Source organism: Belnapia rosea, from assembly GCF_900101615.1.
GTDB lineage: Bacteria > Pseudomonadota > Alphaproteobacteria > Acetobacterales > Acetobacteraceae > Belnapia > Belnapia rosea.
The window spans coordinates 999810-1016347 of record NZ_FMZX01000001.1; the positions used below are offsets into that span (position 1 = coordinate 999810).

At 72.0% G+C, this 16538-nt stretch carries 15 protein-coding genes; 10 read left to right on the forward strand and 5 right to left on the reverse strand.

Features of this window, described 5'->3' with window-relative positions:
- Window positions 1-17: 17 nt before the first annotated feature.
- Genes BLR02_RS04830 through BLR02_RS04840 form a run of 3 tightly spaced genes read right to left on the reverse strand, consistent with a single transcriptional unit; the run spans window position 18 to window position 2960 of the window.
- Entirely contained in the window at window positions 18-818 is an 801-nt protein-coding gene (locus BLR02_RS04830; RefSeq protein WP_090660956.1) for a crotonase/enoyl-CoA hydratase family protein, read from the reverse strand.
- Entirely contained in the window at window positions 815-1819 is a 1005-nt protein-coding gene (locus BLR02_RS04835) for an acyl-CoA dehydrogenase family protein (protein ID WP_090660959.1), read from the reverse strand. Before BLR02_RS04835 ends, BLR02_RS04830 begins: the two co-directional genes overlap by 4 nt.
- A 1-nt stretch (window position 1820) precedes the next feature.
- Window positions 1821-2960 carry an acyl-CoA dehydrogenase family protein gene (locus BLR02_RS04840; RefSeq protein ID WP_090660961.1) on the reverse strand — a complete coding sequence of 380 codons (1140 nt, stop codon included), beginning with the start codon at window positions 2958-2960 and terminating at the stop codon, window positions 1821-1823.
- A 109-nt stretch (window positions 2961-3069) separates the two neighbouring features.
- On the opposite strand from BLR02_RS04840, the gene BLR02_RS04845 reads away from it, so the two are divergent.
- Window positions 3070-5385 (forward strand): xanthine dehydrogenase family protein molybdopterin-binding subunit, encoded by a 2316-nt coding sequence (locus BLR02_RS04845; RefSeq protein WP_090660964.1) that lies wholly within the window; start codon window positions 3070-3072, stop codon window positions 5383-5385.
- Between the two features lie 22 nt (window positions 5386-5407).
- Entirely contained in the window at window positions 5408-6544 is a 1137-nt protein-coding gene (locus BLR02_RS04850; protein ID WP_090660970.1) for a 2-methylaconitate cis-trans isomerase PrpF family protein, read from the forward strand.
- On the opposite strand, the gene BLR02_RS04855 is transcribed toward BLR02_RS04850, so the two are convergent.
- Entirely contained in the window at window positions 6541-7281 is a 741-nt protein-coding gene (locus tag BLR02_RS04855) for a sulfite exporter TauE/SafE family protein (RefSeq protein ID WP_090562287.1), read from the reverse strand. The two genes, BLR02_RS04850 and BLR02_RS04855, sit on opposite strands and share 4 nt — an antisense overlap.
- An 88-nt stretch (window positions 7282-7369) precedes the next feature.
- Between BLR02_RS04855 and BLR02_RS04860 the strand changes: the two genes are divergently transcribed.
- The 8 genes from BLR02_RS04860 to BLR02_RS04895 all read left to right on the forward strand — a co-directional run bounded on the left by BLR02_RS04860 (window position 7370) and on the right by BLR02_RS04895 (window position 15804).
- The gene (locus BLR02_RS04860) at window positions 7370-8416 is read left to right on the forward strand and encodes a hydroxyacid dehydrogenase (RefSeq protein WP_090660972.1); all 1047 of its coding nucleotides are present in this window, start codon (window positions 7370-7372) and stop codon (window positions 8414-8416) included.
- A 55-nt stretch (window positions 8417-8471) separates the two neighbouring features.
- A complete protein-coding gene (locus BLR02_RS04865; protein WP_176849373.1) occupies window positions 8472-9902 on the forward strand; it encodes an amidohydrolase family protein in 1431 nt (476 codons plus the stop codon).
- On the forward strand, window positions 9899-10186 hold the full coding sequence (locus BLR02_RS04870; protein WP_090660975.1) for a hypothetical protein: 288 nt from the start codon (window positions 9899-9901) through the stop codon (window positions 10184-10186). The genes BLR02_RS04865 and BLR02_RS04870 overlap by 4 nt, the downstream gene beginning before the upstream one ends.
- The gene (locus BLR02_RS04875; RefSeq protein WP_090660978.1) at window positions 10183-11133 is read left to right on the forward strand and encodes a CobW family GTP-binding protein; all 951 of its coding nucleotides are present in this window, start codon (window positions 10183-10185) and stop codon (window positions 11131-11133) included. Before BLR02_RS04870 ends, BLR02_RS04875 begins: the two co-directional genes overlap by 4 nt.
- Before the next feature lie 83 nt (window positions 11134-11216).
- Window positions 11217-11987: an SDR family NAD(P)-dependent oxidoreductase gene (locus BLR02_RS04880; protein WP_090660980.1), complete on the forward strand. Its 771-nt coding sequence runs from the start codon at window positions 11217-11219 to the stop codon at window positions 11985-11987.
- A gap of 11 nt (window positions 11988-11998) precedes the next feature.
- Complete coding sequence (locus tag BLR02_RS04885) at window positions 11999-13207, forward strand: acyl-CoA dehydrogenase family protein (RefSeq protein ID WP_090562269.1); 1209 nt, start codon at window positions 11999-12001, stop codon at window positions 13205-13207.
- Entirely contained in the window at window positions 13200-14807 is a 1608-nt protein-coding gene (locus BLR02_RS04890) for an AMP-binding protein (RefSeq protein ID WP_245704610.1), read from the forward strand. The genes BLR02_RS04885 and BLR02_RS04890 overlap by 8 nt, the downstream gene beginning before the upstream one ends.
- Before the next feature lie 34 nt (window positions 14808-14841).
- Window positions 14842-15804: a Bug family tripartite tricarboxylate transporter substrate binding protein gene (locus BLR02_RS04895; protein WP_090562265.1), complete on the forward strand. Its 963-nt coding sequence runs from the start codon at window positions 14842-14844 to the stop codon at window positions 15802-15804.
- Here the strand turns inward: BLR02_RS04895 and BLR02_RS04900 are convergent, their stop codons facing one another.
- Entirely contained in the window at window positions 15805-16488 is a 684-nt protein-coding gene (locus BLR02_RS04900) for a DUF1194 domain-containing protein (RefSeq protein ID WP_090562263.1), read from the reverse strand. It lies immediately after the preceding gene.
- Window positions 16489-16538 lie beyond the last annotated feature (50 nt).

Genomic DNA, 16538 nt, shown 5'->3' on the forward strand with positions numbered 1-16538 from the left:
GGCCATGGCGGAGGCGGCTACCGGCCGGTGAAGGTGGGCTTGCGCTTCTCCAGCATGGCGTTGACCGCTTCCTTGTGGTCCTCGGTCGTATGCGCCAGGGCCTGGAAGGCGGCGGACATCTCGAGCAGCGTCGAGAGGCGGGTGTGCTGGCCCTCGCGCAGCAGCTTCTTGGTCATGCGCACCATCTCGGGCGGATTGGCGGCGATACGGGCGGCGAGCGCGCCGGCGGCGGCCATCAGCTCCTCATGCGGGACGACCCTGGAGACGAGGCGGACCTCCTTCGCTTCCTGCGGGCTCAGCAGGTCGCCGGTGAAGCTCATCTCGGCGGCGACGGACATGCCGACGACGCGGGGCAGGAGCCACGCCCCGCCATCGCCGGGGACGATGCCGACCTTGACGAAGCTTTCGGCGAAGCTCGCCTTCTCGGAGGCGATGCGGATGTCGCACATGCAGGCGACGTCGAGGCCGAGGCCGATGGCGGGGCCGTTCACCGCGGCGATGGTGGGGGCGTCGCAGTCGTAGAGGGCGTTGGCCATGGCCTGGACGCCGCGGCGGTAGTTCTCGCGGACATCGGCATGGCTGCCCTCGAGGATGCCCTTGCGGTCGCGCATGGCCTTGAGGTCGCCGCCGGCGCAGAAGGCGGTGCCGGCGCCGGTGAGGATCACGGCGCGAACGGAGCGGTCGCGGTTGATGCGGTGGACGGCGGCGACGACGTCATCGCAATCGTCGAAGGTGGAGATGGCGTTGCGCTTCTCCGGCGCGTTGAGCGTCAGGGTGACGATCGGGCCGTCCTGCTCATAGGTCACGTAGTCGGTCATGCGATGGCGTCCTCGTCGCGGCTGGTCAGGTCGGCCCAGAGCCGGTCGCCGCCGCGGGCGAGCGCGGCGTCGCCGATGCGGCGGGCCCAGAGGCGTTCCGGCCCGGCGCCGTCGCGCCAGCCCCAGATGCGCCGGGTGAAAAGGTGCAGCGGGTGCTCGTCGGTGAAGCCGATGGCGGCATGGACCTGATGGACGATCTCGGCGCCGGTGCCACCCGCCTCGCCAGTCACGACCTTGGCCGCGGCGATCTCGAACTCCGCCCCGCCCAGGCCATGGCGGTCGGCGGCGCGGCCGGCATTGGCGACGGCGACGCCGGCGGCCGCGACCTCCCCGGCGCAGCGGGCCAGGAGCTGCTGCACGGCCTGGAAGCCGCCGATGGCGCGGCCGAACTGCTTGCGGGTATTGGCGTAGTCAACCGTCATGTCGAGCACCGCCTCCAGCGCGCCGGCGATGCGGGCGGCGTTCAGCAGAGCGCCGGCGAGCAGGGCGGCATCGGGGCCATAGGCGGCGGGCAGCTGGCCCTCGGCGAGCGGGGCGGCGAGGACCGGCCGGTCGGCCGGCTCGCGGGCGATGAGGCCCCTGCCCTGCTGCCAGTCGGCGGGGGCATGGAGCGTGACCTCGCCGCCCGGCGCCAGGACCAGATGGCCGGCGCGGCGACCCCAGGCCACCGGCTCGCCGGGCAGGCCGAGGCCGATGAAGCCGGTGGGCGGCGTGATGCCGGCACCGGCCAGCAGGGCGGCGGCGGCCATGCTCTCGCCGAGCGGGATGGGCGCGGCATGGCGGCCCATCGCCTGCCAGAGCGCCACGGCATCGCCCCAGCCGAGGCCGACGCCGCCTTGCTGCTCAGGGACGAGGGCGAGCGGCAGGCCCAGCGCCTCCGCCTCGTCCCAGAGCGCCTCAGGCCAGGTGCCGGACTCGGCGGCGCGGAGGGTGGCGGGCTCCGACCGGCTGGCCAGGAGGCGGTCGACCTGCTCGACCAGGATGTCGCGCATCTCGCTCATCTCAACGGAGCCCCAGCTGGCGCGCGATGATGCCGCGCAGGATTTCACGTGTGCCGCCGCGCAGGCTGTAGCTGCGGGCGACCATGGTCATCAGGCCGAGCATCTCCAGCACCTGCGGCGGCGTGCGGGCCGGGTCGACCAGGCCCCGGATGGTCTCCGGCAGGGCCTGCTCGAAGTCGTTGCCGGCATCCTTCACCAGGGCCGCCTCGCGAGCGGGGGTGTGGCCCTCCTGCAGCATGCCGGCGACGGAGAAGGACATCTGGCGGAGGGTGGCGGCGCGGGCGAGGAGCCGGCCGACCGCCTCCGGCGCGGCGGGCTCGGCACGGAGGTCGTCGAGCGCCTCGACCAGCAGCGGAAGCGAGGAGAGGTAGCGTTCCGGCCCGGCGCGCTCGAAGGCGAGCTCGGCCGTCGCCTGTTCCCAGCCATTGCCCTCCTGGCCGACCAGCATCGAGTCGGGGACGAAGACGTCGTCGAAGGTGATCTCGTTGAAGCCGTCCTGACCCACCAGGTCGAGGATCGGCCGGATGGAGAGGCCGGAGGAGCGGAGATCGACCAGGAACTGGCTGAGGCCCTGGTGCTTCGCCTTGGGGTCCGGCGCCGGGGCGGTGCGGAGGAGCGCGATCATGAAGTCGCAGCGATGGGCGCTGCTGGTCCAGACCTTGCGGCCGTTGACCTTCCAGCCGCCGGGGACCTTCTCGGCCCGGGTACGGAGGCTGGCCAGGTCGGAGCCGCTATCGGGCTCGGAGAGGCCGATGGCGAAGGCCAGCTCGCCGCGGACGATGCGGGGGAGGAATTCGCGGCGCTGCTCCTCGGTGCCGAGGCGGAGGATGAGGGGGCCGGACTGGCGGTCGCCGATCCAGTGGGCGCCGACCGGGGCGCCGACGGCGAGCATCTCCTCCAGCACCACGTAGCGCTCGAGGGCGGTGCGCTCGCCGCCCCCATAGGCTTTCGGCCAAGTCATGCCGATCCAGCCCCGCTTGCCGACCTCGCGGGAGAATTCGCGGTCGAAGCCCATCCAGGAATAGGCGGGGACCATGGGCGGCCAGTCGCGCCCGGCCTCGGCGAGGAAGGCGCGAAGCTCGGCGCGGAGGGCGGGCGCCTCGGCGGGCGTGTCCCGGAGCGGGAATTGCAGGCTGGGCATGGACGTTCTCCCTTGACCGATTGGTGCCCCGGATCGGCGCCCGGCGCTACCCCCCTCTCGACAGAGGGGCGGCAGGCCGCTTTGCTTGGGCCAAGCGGAGGGCAGCGCCATGGATAAATTCGGGATCGGCCAGCCGGTGCGGCGCAAGGAGGATGTGCGGCTGCTGACCGGCCGGGGCACCTATACCGATGACATCGGCCGGCCCGGCCAGGCCCATGCCTATGTGCTGCGCTCGCCCCATGCCCATGCGCGCATCCTCTCGATCGATACGGTTGAGGCGCTCTCGGCGCCGGGCGTGGTGACGGTGCTGACGGGGCTGGATGCGGCGAAGGACGGCATCGGGCATTTCCCGGTGATGGTCGAGGTGCCGGGCAAGGGCGGCACCAAGCTGTTCTCGACGCCGCGGGAGATCCTGCAGACCGAGAAGGTGCGCTTCGTCGGCGACCCGGTGGCGCTGGTGGTGGCCGAGACGCGGGCCATGGCGCAGGACGCGGCCGAGTTGATCGAGGTGGAGTACGAGATCCTGCCGAGCGTCACCGATACGGCGGCGGCGCTCGACCCCGATACGCCACTGCTCTGGGAGGAGAATGGCAGCAATCTCTGCGTGCTCTGGGACAGCGGGCGGGAGGCGGAGGCCGAGGCGGGCCTGGCCGCCGCCGCGCGGACGGTCTCGGTGGAGCTGGTGAACAACCGCCTTGTCGGCAACCCGATGGAGCCGCGCGTCGCGCTCGGCGAGTATGAGGCGGCGACGGGGCAGTACACGCTGCATTCGCCGACCCAGGGTGTGATGCGGGTGCAGGAGGGGCTGGCGCGGCTGATCCTGAAGGTGCCGAAGGAGAAGCTGCGGGTCGTCTCGCCCGATGTCGGCGGCGGCTTCGGGCTGCGGGGCAAGATCCATCCGGAAAGCGGGATGGTGCTCTGGGCTGCGCGACGCACGGGCCGGCCGGTGAAGTGGACCAGCGACCGCAGCGAGACCTTCCTCTGCGACCCGCATGGGCGGGACCATGTGACGCGGGCGCGCATGGGCTTCGATGCGGAGGGCAGGATCACCGGCGTCACCATCCGCACCTTCGCCGCCATGGGGGCCTATCTGCAGGATTTCGGGCCGCGCGTGCCGACCGTCGCGGGCGGGCGGATCATGGGCACGGTCTATGACATCCAGGCGCTGAACGCGCAGGTGAGCTGCGTCTTCACCAACACCTCGCCGACGGATGCCTATCGTGGCGCGGGACGGCCGGAACAGGCCTATGTGCTGGAACGGCTGCTCGATCTCGGCGCGGCGGAGCTGGGGATCGGGCGGGAGGAGATCCGGCGGCGGAATTATATCCGGCCGGAGCAGATCCCCTATGTGAATGTCGTCGGCAATGCAATCGACAGCGGGCTCTTCGCGGAGACACAGGCCAGGGCGCTGGCGCTGGCGGACTGGGACGGATTCCCGGCGCGGCGGGCGGAGGCACGGGCGCAGGGCAAGCGGCGCGGCATCGGGCTCGGCTACTTCATCGAGGCCTCGGGCGGGCAGCCGAGCGAATGGGCCCGGGTGCGCTTCGAGCGCGACGGCACCGTCTCCGTCACCGTCGGCACCTTCAGCCATGGCCAGGGGCATGAGACGGCCTATGCCCAGGTGCTGCATGAGAAGCTCGGCGTCGGGTTCGACAAGGTCCGGCTGGTGCAGGGCGACACCGATGTGGTGGAGAAGGGCAACGGCACGGGCGGGTCGCGCAGCTCGCAGATGGGTGGCGTTGCCATCTCCCGCGCCTCGGAGCTGGTGATCGCCAAGGGGCGCCGGCTGGCGGCGCATCTGCTGGAGGCGGCGGTGGATGACGTGGAGTTCGAGCGGGGCGTCTTCCGCGTGGCGGGGACCGATCTGCAAGTTGGCTGGGACCGGGTCTACCAGCTCGCCCAGACGCCGCCGGCGGGGGAGACGCCGGGGCTCGACGAGCAGCTGCTTTATACCCGCAACACCGAATGCAATTTCCCCAATGGCTGCCATGTCGCCGAGGTGGAGATCGACGAGGAGACCGGGCAGGTCTCGCTGGTGCGCTATGCCGCCGTCGACGACGTTGGCAATGTCATCAACCCGATGCTGGTGCACGGCCAGTCGCATGGCGGGATCATGAGCGGCATCGGCCAGGCGCTGCTGGAGCATGCGGTCTATGACCGGGAGAGCGGGCAGTTCCTGAGCGCAAGCTTCCAGGACTACTGCATGCCGCGCGCCGCCGACGCGCCGGATTTCACCCTCGGCTTCCATGTGGTGCCCTGCCCTAACAACGACCTCGGTGTGAAGGGGGCGGGCGAAGGCGGCTCCTGCGGGGCGCCGCCGGCCATCGTCTCGGCGGTCTGCGATGCGCTGGGGGTCGGGCATATCGACATGCCGGTGACGCCGGAGAAGGTGTGGCGGGTGCTCGAAGGGAGGGTGGCGGCGTGAGCCGTCGTGCCGGAGGCGCGCAATGACACAGGTTTTCATACCGGCGGTCTTCATCCGCGGCGGCTCCTCGAAGGGCGTGTTCTTCCATGCGCGGGACCTGCCGGCGGATCGGGCGGAGATCGACCCGATCCTGCTCTCGGTGCTCGGCAGCCCGGATCCCTATGGGCGGCAACTGGACGGGATGGGAGGCGGGATCTCCTCGCTGTCGAAGGCCGTCATCATCGGGCCGCCGACGCACCCCGAGGCGGATGTGGACTACACCTTCGCCCAGGTCGCGGTGGACCGGCCGGTGGTGGACTGGAAGGGCAATTGCGGCAACCTGTCCTCGGCCGTCGGGCCCTTCGCCGTCGATGAAGGCTTGGTGCGCGTGGCCGATGGCGAGGCGCTGGTGCGCATCCACCAGGTGAACACGCGGAAGATCATCCATGCCCGCTTCCCGGTGCGGGACGGCAAGGCGGAGGTGCGGGGCGACTTCGCCATCGCCGGCGTCGCCGGGACGGGGGCGCGGATTCGCCTCGACTTCCTGGCGCCGGGCGGGACGCAGACCGCGGGGCTGCTGCCGACCGGGCGGGTGGCCGATGCGCTGGAGGTGCCGGGCTTCGGCTCGCTGCGGGCGACGCTGATCGATGCCGGCAACCCGGCGGCCTTCATCGATGCGCGGGATGTCGGGCTGACCGGCGGCGAGGGCCCGGAGGCGATCGAGGCGCAGGGCGAGATGATGGCGCTGCTCGACCGCATCCGCCGCGTCGCGGGCGTTGCCATGGGGCTGGCCGCGACGCCCGAGGGGGTGGGGCTGGCGGCGCCGCGCATCGCCCTCGTCGCCGGCCCGCTGGCCGCGCGGACGCTGGACGGGGAGGTTCTCGATCCGTCCGGACATGACGTGACGGTGCGGATGCTATCGATGGAGCGGCCGCACCGGGCGGTGCCGATGACCGGGGCGCTGGGCCTCGCCGTTGCCTGCCGGGTGGAGGGCAGCATCCCGCATGGGCTGGCCGCGCGGGGCGGGCGGCCGGAGGAGACCCGGGTGGCGCATCCCTCCGGCCTGCTGACGGTGGGCGCCGAGGTGGAGCGGCGGCCGGAGGGCTGGCATGCGGAGAGCGCGGTGATGTTCCGCACCCAGCGGCGGCTGATGCAGGGGGCGGTGGCGATACCCGGCTAGAGCAGCTTCGGCAGGCTGCCCGCCAGCAGCGCCACGCCCGAGGCCGCCAGCAGCGCCAGCACCACGCGCTGGAAGCCGATATCGCCGAGGCGGCGATAGGCCGCCGCCCCCATCAGCGCCGTGGCGATGACGATCGGCAGCATCACCGGGAAGAGCCAGGCGGCGCGGGCGGAGACGGTGCCGGTCAGCAGGTAGCCGGCCATCGTCGTCGTGTGCATGCTGAGGAAGACGAGCTGGAAGACGCTGCGCTGCGTCGCCCGGTCCCAGCCGCGCAGCACGCACCAGAGGGTCGGGATCGGGCCCGGCAGCCCGCCGATGCCGCCCATCACCCCGCCGAGGAAGCCGGCCAGCCCATCCGCCAGCCTCCCCCCGGCTGTGACGCGCGGCAGCTGCGCCGCCAGCAGCATGGCCGGGCACCAGATCAGCAGCAGGGCGCCGAGCCCGGCCTGGAAGAGGCGCGGGTCGATCATCGGCAGCAGCAGCACGCCGACCGGCACGCCGGGCAGCCCGCCCAGGATGAAGGGGATGGCCCGCGGCACCGCCGAGAGCGTCAGCGAGCGCATCCCCATCGCCTGGCCGATCAGCGAGCAGAAAACGACCAGCGGGCCGGCGATGGCGGGCTCCAGCGCCCAGGACCAGAAGGCCATGGCGACGAGGCCGAAGGCGAAGCCCGAGACGCCCTGGATGAAGCCGGCGAGCGCGCCGCCCAGCACGACGATGGTCATCCCGAATGTCATGCGCCCGGCCCCTGAAATGTCAGGGGGCGGGTTTTCGCCCGGAGCGGCGGGGGATACAACCGGGGCAAGCAACATCCAGGGAAACGCCATGCGCCGCTTTCGTGTCGGCTACCTCTCCCACCTGCCGCACCAGGCCTTTCTCGACACGGCGGCGCAGTGCGCGGCGCTCGAGGTGGTGCGCATCCCGCTCGACCAGCCGGAGGGCGCGGTGCTGGCGGCGCTGCGCGAGGTGGACGGCTACTACTGCATGGCCTCGCGGGACGAGCTGCCGCGGCCCTTCCACGTCACCCCTGCCCTGCTGGCCGAGCTGCCGCGGCTGCTGATGGTCGGCAGCACCGGCGCGGGCTACGACACGGTGGACCCCGCCGCCTGCACCGCCGCCGGCGTGCTGCTGGTGAACCAGGCCGGCGGCAATGCGGAGGGCGTGGCGGAGCATGCGGTCGGCATGATGCTCGCCCTGCTGAAGCGCATGCCGGAGGCGCAGGCGGCGATGCGGGCCGGGCAGGCGCAGAGCCGTGAGGCGCTGATGGGGCGGGAGCTGCGCGGGCGGACCGTCGGGCTGGTCGGCATCGGCCATGTCGGGACGCGCGTGGCCGAGATCGTGCGGCTGGCCTTCGGCTGCCCGGTGCTGGCCTGCGACCCCTATCTCGACGCCGACGCCATCGCCGCGCGCGGCGCGCGGAAGGTGGAGATGGATGAGCTGCTGGCCGGGAGCGACGTGGTCAGCCTGCACCTGCCGCTCGCGCCGGAGAGCCGCGGCATGATGAGCGCCGCGAGCTTCGCGCGGATGAGGCGCGGCGCCATCTTCGTCACCACCGCGCGCGGGCATATCCATGACGAGCCGGCACTGGCCGAGGCCCTGGCGAGCGGGCATATCGCCGCTGCCGGACTCGATGTCTGGGCGCAGGAGCCGCCGCCGCCCACGCATCCGCTGCTGCAGATGGGCAACGTGATCGTCACGCAGCATACCGCCGGCGTCACGCAGGAGAGCCGGGCGAACATCACCCGCATCGCGGCGCTGGCCTTCGCCGACGCGGCGGAGGGGCGCCTGCCGCCGCGCATCATCAACCCGGATGTGGTGCCGCGCTTCGCGGAACGTTGGGCCGCCGCCTTCGGCCGGGCGTTGGCGGGCTAGCTTGCGGCCACCTCCCGCCGGCGGCAGCATGGCGCCGGCATCGGGAGGGTGGGGCATGGTCGATCTGGTCATCAGCGGGGATTGCGTCGTCACGCCGCATGCGATCGGCCCGGCGGATGTGGCGATCGGCGGCGGGCGCGTGGTGGCGGTGGCGGAGCGCGGCAGCTTCCCCCTGCCGGTCGGCGCCCGGCGCGTGGATGCCACCGGCCAGATCGTCATGCCGGGCGGGATCGACCCGCATACCCACTGCCTCTGGCCCGTGGTGGTGCCGGACGGCACACCGACGCTGACCCAGGGGCCCTCGGTCGTCGGCCGCGCCGCGCTCTTCGGCGGCACGACCACCATCATCGACTTCACCCGCTGGACGCATGGCCAGACGGTGCAGGGCGCCATCGAGGCGCGCATGGCCGATTGGCGGGCGGATGGCTGCGCCTGCGACTGGGCGCTGCACACGATGGTGGAGGGCGACCTGCCGCCGGAGGTGCCCGCGCAGCTCGCCGAGGCGATCGAGGCGGGGCACCCGACGGTGAAGATCTTCACCACCGACATCACGCCGAGCCGCAAGGGGCGGATGGTGGATTTCGGCGACATCTGGGAGGTGTTCCAGGTGCTGGCGCGGAAGGGCGGGCTCGGCGTGATCCATGCTGAGGACAACGACATCGTCATGCACATGTACGCCAAGCTGTTCCGCGAGGGGCGCGCCGGCTTCGAGAACATGGCGGAGGTGCACAACACGCTGTCGGAGGACCTCTCCTTCCGCCGCGTGCTGCGGCTGGCCGAGCGGGTGCCGGGGACGGCGCTCTACATGCTGCATGTCTCGGCCGCCGATGGCGTGCGGGCGATCCGCGAGGCCAGGGCGCGCAACCAGCCTGCCTATGGCGAGAGCCTGCACCAGTACATGCTCTACACCTCGGATGACTACAAGCGGCCGAACGGGCAGATGTACCACACCTATCCCTCCCTCAAGTCTCAGGCGGACCAGGACGAGCTGTGGCGCGGGGCGATGGACGGGACGATCAACTGCGTCGCCACCGACGAGCTCTGCTGCTCGCTGGCGGTCAAGACGCAGGGCCGGCGGATCGACGACACCACGGGCGGCAATTCCGGCGTCGAGCCGCGCGTCGCGGTGATGTACTCCGAGATGGTCGGCAAGCGCGGCTTCAGCCTGCGGCAGTTCGTCGATGCGGTCTCGACCAATGCGGCGCGGATCATGGGCATGTATCCGCGGAAGGGCGCCATCGCGCCGGGGGCGGATGCGGATATCTGCATCCTCGACCCGGCGCTGCGGCGCGAGGTGCGGGCCGAGGCCATGCACGAGAGCGACTACAGCCCCTGGGAGGGGCGGCAGGTGGATGCCTGGCCGGCGATGACCATCCTGCGCGGGAAGATCGTCGTCGAGGGCGACCGCTGGTGCGGCGACGACCGCGGCGGGCAGTGGGTCTCGCGTGCGATCCCGGAGGAGATCAGGGCCGGCGCGGCGCTGTGACGCCGCCCGAGCTGCGCGACCTGGTGGCGGATGCGCTGGCCTTGTGGGAGGTGCCCGAGGGGCCACCGCGGCGCGTTGCCGTCATCGAGGGCGGCGTGGCGCTGGAGGGGTTCGGCCTCCGCGTGCTGCCGGCGGCGGCGGAGGACCTGCCGATCCGCTGGTGGATCGAGCGGCCGGGGCAGCGGCGGCCCTGCACCTCCGTCACCGGCCTGCTGCGGGGGCTGCGGAATGCGGTCGGCGCCGGCGAGGGCGAGGCGCGGCGGCTCCGCGTGGCGGGTTCATGATCCCCGTCTCCGTCGTCACCGGCTTTCTCGGTGCCGGCAAGACGACGCTGCTGCGGCGCGTGCTGGCCGACCCGGCCTGGGCGGACAGCGCCGTCATCGTCAACGAGTTCGGCGAGGTGCCGCTCGACCATGAGCTGTTGGCGGCGAGCGAGGAGGTGCTGGTCAATGTCTCGACCGGCTGCCTCTGCTGCGTGGTGCGCACCGACCTCACCGCGACGCTGATGGATCTCGCGCGGCGGCGGGCGTCGGGGGAGCTGCCGGCCTACCGGCGCGTGCTGATCGAGACCTCGGGCCTTGCCGACCCGGCGCCGATCCTGCACGCGCTGATGACCGATGCGGCAGTGGCGGAGACGCACCGGCTTTGCGCGGTGGTCACGCTGGTCGATGCGCTGCACGGCGCGGCGGCGCTCGACCGCCACCCGGAGGCGCGGCGGCAGGCGATGCTGGCCGACCGCATCCTCGTCACCAAGCCCGATCTCGGGGATGCGGCGGCGCTCGGCGCGGTGCTGGCGGGGATCAACCCGGACGCGCCGCTGCGCGCGGCGGCGCATGGGGCGGTGGAGCCCGGCTGGCTCTTCGCGCCCGGCAGCCCGATCCCGCTGCCGGGACCCGAGGCGCGGCACAGCGCCGGGCTCGGCAGCATCGTCATCGAGCGGGAGGCGCCCGTCCCGGCCCTTGCCCTGACGCTCTGGATGCAGGCGCTGGCGGAGCATTGCGGGGCAAGGCTGCTGCGGCTGAAGGGGCTGGTGGCGCTGGCGGAGGAGCCGGCGCGGCCGATGGTGGTGCATGCCATCCAGCATGTGGTGCACCCGCCCGACTGGCTGGAGCGCTGGCCGGGCGGCGACCGCCGGACGCGGATCGTGCTGATCGGCCAGGGCATCCCGCGCCATTTCCCGGTGCGGCTGCTGGCCGCGATCGAGGCGGAGGTCGCCGGGTCGTTGCGCTGACCCATCCGGCGGCCCAGGCTTGCCCACAGGCTTGCCCCCTGGCCCGCCCCGGTGGTCAAGTGCGGCCAAGCGGGAGGAACGGGATGGTCGATCCAGGACGGCTGTTCGGGCTGGCAGGCTCGGTGGCCTTGGTCACCGGGGCATCGGGCGCGCTCGGGGCGCATTTCGCCCGGGTGCTGCATGGCGCGGGCGCGCGGGTGGTGCTGGCGGCGCGGCGGGTGGAGGCGCTGGAGACGCTGGCGGCGGAGCTGGGCACGGGCGCCGTGGCGGTGCCGCTCGACGTGGCGCGGCCGGAGAGCGTCGCCGCGGCCTTCGATGCCGCAGAGGCGGCTTTTGGCCAGGCGCCCGATATCGTCGTGAACAATGCCGGCATCGCCGTCTCCAAGCCGGCCCTGCAGCAAACGGCCGAGGATTGGGACAGCGTGGTGGAGGTCAACCTCCGCGGCTGCTTCCTGGTGGCGACCGAGGCGGGGCGGCGGCTGGTGGCGGCGAAGCGCGGCGGGGCCATCATCAACATCGCCTCGATCGGCGGACTGCGCATCCTCCAGGGCGTCGTTGGATACACGGCCTCCAAGGCGGGGCTGGTGCAGATGACGCGGCAGCTCGCCGTCGAATGGGCGCGGTACGGCATCCGGGTGAATGCGCTCTGCCCCGGCTATGTCGAGACGCCGATCAACCGCGAATTCTTTGCCTCGGACGCCGGCCAGGCAGTGGTGAAGCGGGTGCCGCAGCGCCGCCTCGGCCAGCCCGACGACCTGACCGGCCCGCTCCTGCTGCTGGCCTCCCCGGCCGGCGCCCATATGACGGGCGCCGCGCTGGTGGTGGATGGCGGCCATTCCGTGAACGCTCTGTAGGATACGCCCAGATGGATTTCAGCCTGTCTCCCGAGGTCGAGTCGACCCGCGCGCGCATCCGCGAATTCGTCGAGCAGCGCATCATCCCGCTGGAGGCCGACCCGGCCAGCTATGACGAGCATGAGAACATCGCCAAGCCGCTGCTGGAGCGGCTGCGGGCAGAGGCCAAGGCGGAGGGGCTCTGGGCGCTCAACCTGCCGAAGGAGCGCGGCGGCGGCGGCTTCCCCATGGTCGCGATCGCCGCCTTCTACGAGGAGATGAACCGCAGCATCTTCGGCCCCGTGGTCTTCCATGGCGCCGCCCCCGATGACGGCAACATGCGCGTGCTGAACATGGTCGGCACCGAGGCGCAGAAGGAGCGCTGGCTGCAGCCGATCATCGACGGGAAGGTGCAGTCGAGCTTCGCCATGACCGAGCCCGATGGCTGCGGCAGCGACCCGTCGATGACCTATACCAAGGCCGAGCGGCGGGGGAATGACCGCTGGGTCATCACCGGGCGCAAGCACTACATCACCGGCGCCGAGACCTCGAAGCACTTCATCCTGATGGCGCGTACCTCGGATGACGACCGCACTGGGCTCACCGCCTTCCTCTTCCATGCGGACCAACCGGGCTGGAAGATCGTCCGCCGCATCCCGATCATGGGGCCGGAGGAGCATGGCGGGCATTGCGAGCTGGAATTCGACGGGCTCGAGGTGGCCGACGAGAACGTGCTGATGGGCGTGGGCGACGGGCTGCGGGTGACGCAGATCCGGCTCGGCCCGGCCCGCCTCACCCATTGCATGCGCTGGACGGGGATGGGGCGGCGGGCGCTCGAGATCGCCATGGCGCATATCGAGCAGCGCAGCAGCTTCGGCAGCAAGCTGGTGGAGAAGGAGGCGGTGCAGCAGCTGGTCGGCCAGGCGGCGATGGAGCTCGATATCGGCCGGCTGCTGACGATGCGTGCGGCCTGGCTGCTCGACCAGGGGAGCCTGGCGCGGAAGGAGATCTCCATGGCGAAGGTCGTCGTGGCGGATGCGCTGCACAAGGCGGTCGATACCTCGCTGCAGCTGCTCGGCGCGCGCGGCTACTCGAAGGACACGCCGGTCGAGTGGATGTACCGCTATGCCCGGCAGGCGCGGCTGGTCGATGGCGCGAGCGAGGTGCACCGCATGGTGCTGGCCAACTTCCTCAGGCGCCAGGGCAAGGACTTCTTCAAATGGGGCGCCGATCGTGGATGACGGCGACCTTCAGCGGCAGCCGGCGAATCATGTGCCGCTCTCGCCCATCTCCTTCCTGCTGCGGGCGGCGCGGATCTATCCGGGGCGGGTTGCCGTCATCCATGGGCAGCGGCGCCTCACCTATGCGCAGATGGCGGAGCGGAGCCGGCGCCTTGCCTCGGCGCTGAGGCGGGCGGGCATCGGGCCGGGCGATGTGGTCGCCATCATGGCGCCGAACACGCCGGAGATGCTGGAGGCGCATTACGGCGTGCCGATGACCGGCGCCGTGCTGCTGACGCTGAACATCCGGCTGGATGCGGCGGCGATCGGCTTCATCCTGCGGCATGCAGGGGCGAAGCTGCTGCTGGTGGACCGCGAGTTCACCCGCACCGCCCGCGGCGCGGTGCCGGAGGGCATGACGGTCGTCGACATCGCCGACAGCGAGGCGCCGGATGGCGAGACGCTGGGTGCAACGGAGTACGAGGCCTTCCTCGCCGGCGGCGACCCGGCGGAGCCGGTGCGGATGCCCGAGGACGAGTGGGAGGCAATCAGCCTCTCCTACACCTCGGGCACCACGGGCAACCCGAAGGGTGTCGTCGCGCATCACCGCGGCGCCTACCTGAACGCGGCGGCCAATGCGCTGGCCTTCAACCTCACGCCGCGCAGCGTCTATCTCTGGACGCTGCCGATGTTCCACTGCAACGGCTGGACCTATACCTGGGCCGTGACGCTGCAGGGCGGGACGCATGTCTGCCTGCGCAGGGTCGAGCCGGGGGCGATCTTCGCCGCCATCGCCGCGCATGGCGTGACGCATATGTGCGCCGCGCCCGTGGTGCTGACCATGCTGATCCATGCGCCGGAGGCGGTGCGCCGGCCCCTGCCCGGCCCGGTCGCCATCGCCACGGGCGGCGCGGCGCCGCCTTCCCCCGTCATCGCCGGGATGGAGGCCATGGGCTTCGATGTCACCCACCTGTACGGCCTGACGGAGTGCTACGGCCCGGCGACGATCTGCCTGCCGCAGCCCGGGCTGGAGGCGATGCCGCTGGCGGAGCGGGCGGGCTTCATGGCGCGCCAGGGGGTGAACCACCCGATGCTGGAGGAGGCCGCCGTGCTCGACCCCGCCAGCATGGCGCCGGTGCCGGCGGATGGGCGGACGCTCGGCGAGGTGATGCTGCGCGGCAATACGGTGATGAAGGGCTATCTGCGCAACCCGGAAGCCAACCAGGCGGCCTTCGCCGGCGGCTGGTTCCATACCGGCGACCTTGGGGTGATGCATCCGGATGGCTATATCGAGGTGAAGGACCGGGCGAAGGACATCGTCATCTCGGGCGGGGAGAATATCTCGACCCTCGAGGTGGAGGAGGTGCTCTACGCCCATCCCGCCATCATGGAAGCCGCCGTCGTCGCCGCGCCCGACCCGAAATGGGGCGAGGTGCCGCACGCCTTCGTCACGCCGCGGCCAGGGGCCGAGCCGCCGACCGAGGCGGAGGTGATCGCCTGGTGCCGCGCGCGCCTCGCCCATTTCAAATGCCCGAAGCGGGTCAGCTTCGGCCCCCTGCCGAAGACCTCCACGGGCAAGATCCAGAAATTCGAACTGCGCGGGCGGCTGCAGGGCGTGTAGCCTTCCTTTCAACAAGAATGGGAGGAAGACGGGGATGACCATCACGCGACGGGGGCTGCTTGCCGCCCCCGCCCTGCTGGCGGTGCCGGCGCGGGCCCAGGCCTGGCCGGACCGGCCGGTGCGCATCCTGGTGCCCTATACGCCGGGTGCCTTCAACGACACGCTGGCGCGCCTCGTCGGCGAACGGATGGGCGAGGCCCTGGGGCAGATCGGCGTGGTGGAGAACCGGCCGGGCGCGAGCGGCTCGCTCGCCATCGCGGCCACGGCGCAGGCAACCGACCACCACACCATCGCCATTGCCAATACCGCCAACCTGACGATGAACCCCTTCCTCTTCTCCAACACCGGCTACGACCCGGTGAAGGACATCGCCCCGCTTTGCGTGACGGCGCGGCTGATGAACTGCCTCGCGGTGCGGACGGAGAGCGGCATCGGCAGCCTGGCCGAGCTGATCGAGCGGGCGAAGTCACAGCCGGGGCGGATGAGCTTTGCCAGCTCCGGCGCCGGCAGCAGCCCGCATCTCGCGGCGGAGCTGTTCCGCGCCAGGGCGGGGCTCGAGCTCGTGCATGTGCCCTATCGGGGCAGCGCGCCCGGCGTCGCCGACCTGATCGGCGGGCGCGTCGACATGACGGTGGACAACCTGCCCAACGTCCTGCCGAACATCCAGGGCGGGCGGCTGCGGGCGTTGGCGGTGACGGGCAGCGAGCGGGACCCGGCGCTGCCCGATGTGCCGACCTTCGCCGAGGCGGGGCTGCCGGGCTACGAGGTCTATGTCTGGTTCGGCTTCATCGGCTCGGCCAGCATGCCGCAGGCGGTGCGCGACCGGCTCTCCGCCGCCATCAGCGGCATCGTGCAGGCGGCGGAGACGGCGGAGAAGATCAGGCGCGCGGGCGCCACGGTCTGGGTCCAGGACCAGCAGCAGATGGCGGCGCTGATCCGGAGCGACCTCGAGAAATGGGGCGGGGTGATCCGCGCGGCCAATCTGCGGATCGAGTAGTCAGGCGATCTCCCGGATCAGCTTGGCCCGCAGCGCGCGGGCGATGTCCCGGCGGTCCTCGGCCGTGACGACGAAGGCGCCGGGGCCGCCGATGACCTCGCGGCGATAGGTCTCGGCCAGGGGCTCGCCCGCGCGGGTCACCTGGCCGGCGGCGGCGACGGCCAGGGCGTTGACGGTGATGCCGGCCGTGACGGCGGCGTCCCGCGCTGCGGTGGCGGCCCGGTTCGAGCGCAGGTCGGGCCCGTCGCCGGAGAGGTCGATGACGCGCTCGGCCGCCTGGAAGGGTGCGGTGGCCAGGAGGCGGGCGCAATGGTCGAGCGCGTCGCCGATGGCGTTCCAGCTTTGCGGGCTGCGCGGGGCGCGGAGCACGGCCTCGGCGAGCGCGATGGCGGAGGCGCCGTCGGTCACGCGCATCCATTCCACCACGGTCGCCGCGCCGCCGGGCGAGCCCCATTCGACCATGGCGACGGCGATGGCACCATGTGGCCTGCCGCGGATGGCGCCGAGGACGCTTGGATGGGTCAGCGCCTCGGCATACCCCTCGCGTTGCAGCTGGAACTCGTCAGGGTCGATGGAGCCGGAGGCATCGACGGCCAGCGCCAGGAGGAGATCGACCTCGCGCGGCTGGCCGAGGGCAGGCGTGCTGGCGGCGACGAGGCTGGCGAGGAGGGGGCGGCGGCGCATCGGGGCTCCTTGCGGCGATGGTTCAGGCCCCGCATCCTCGCAGGGAAGGA

Coding starts and splice junctions, on each gene's coding strand:
- BLR02_RS04830 (WP_090660956.1), bottom strand. CDS start 818: ATGACCGACTACGTGACCTATGAGCAGGACGGCCCGATCGTCACCCTG.
- BLR02_RS04835 (WP_090660959.1), bottom strand. CDS start 1,819: ATGAGCGAGATGCGCGACATCCTGGTCGAGCAGGTCGACCGCCTCCTG.
- BLR02_RS04840 (WP_090660961.1), bottom strand. CDS start 2,960: ATGCCCAGCCTGCAATTCCCGCTCCGGGACACGCCCGCCGAGGCGCCC.
- BLR02_RS04845 (WP_090660964.1), top strand. CDS start 3,070: ATGGATAAATTCGGGATCGGCCAGCCGGTGCGGCGCAAGGAGGATGTG.
- BLR02_RS04850 (WP_090660970.1), top strand. CDS start 5,408: ATGACACAGGTTTTCATACCGGCGGTCTTCATCCGCGGCGGCTCCTCG.
- BLR02_RS04855 (WP_090562287.1), bottom strand. CDS start 7,281: ATGACATTCGGGATGACCATCGTCGTGCTGGGCGGCGCGCTCGCCGGC.
- BLR02_RS04860 (WP_090660972.1), top strand. CDS start 7,370: ATGCGCCGCTTTCGTGTCGGCTACCTCTCCCACCTGCCGCACCAGGCC.
- BLR02_RS04865 (WP_176849373.1), top strand. CDS start 8,472: ATGGTCGATCTGGTCATCAGCGGGGATTGCGTCGTCACGCCGCATGCG.
- BLR02_RS04875 (WP_090660978.1), top strand. CDS start 10,183: ATGATCCCCGTCTCCGTCGTCACCGGCTTTCTCGGTGCCGGCAAGACG.
- BLR02_RS04880 (WP_090660980.1), top strand. CDS start 11,217: ATGGTCGATCCAGGACGGCTGTTCGGGCTGGCAGGCTCGGTGGCCTTG.
- BLR02_RS04885 (WP_090562269.1), top strand. CDS start 11,999: ATGGATTTCAGCCTGTCTCCCGAGGTCGAGTCGACCCGCGCGCGCATC.
- BLR02_RS04895 (WP_090562265.1), top strand. CDS start 14,842: ATGACCATCACGCGACGGGGGCTGCTTGCCGCCCCCGCCCTGCTGGCG.
- BLR02_RS04900 (WP_090562263.1), bottom strand. CDS start 16,488: ATGCGCCGCCGCCCCCTCCTCGCCAGCCTCGTCGCCGCCAGCACGCCT.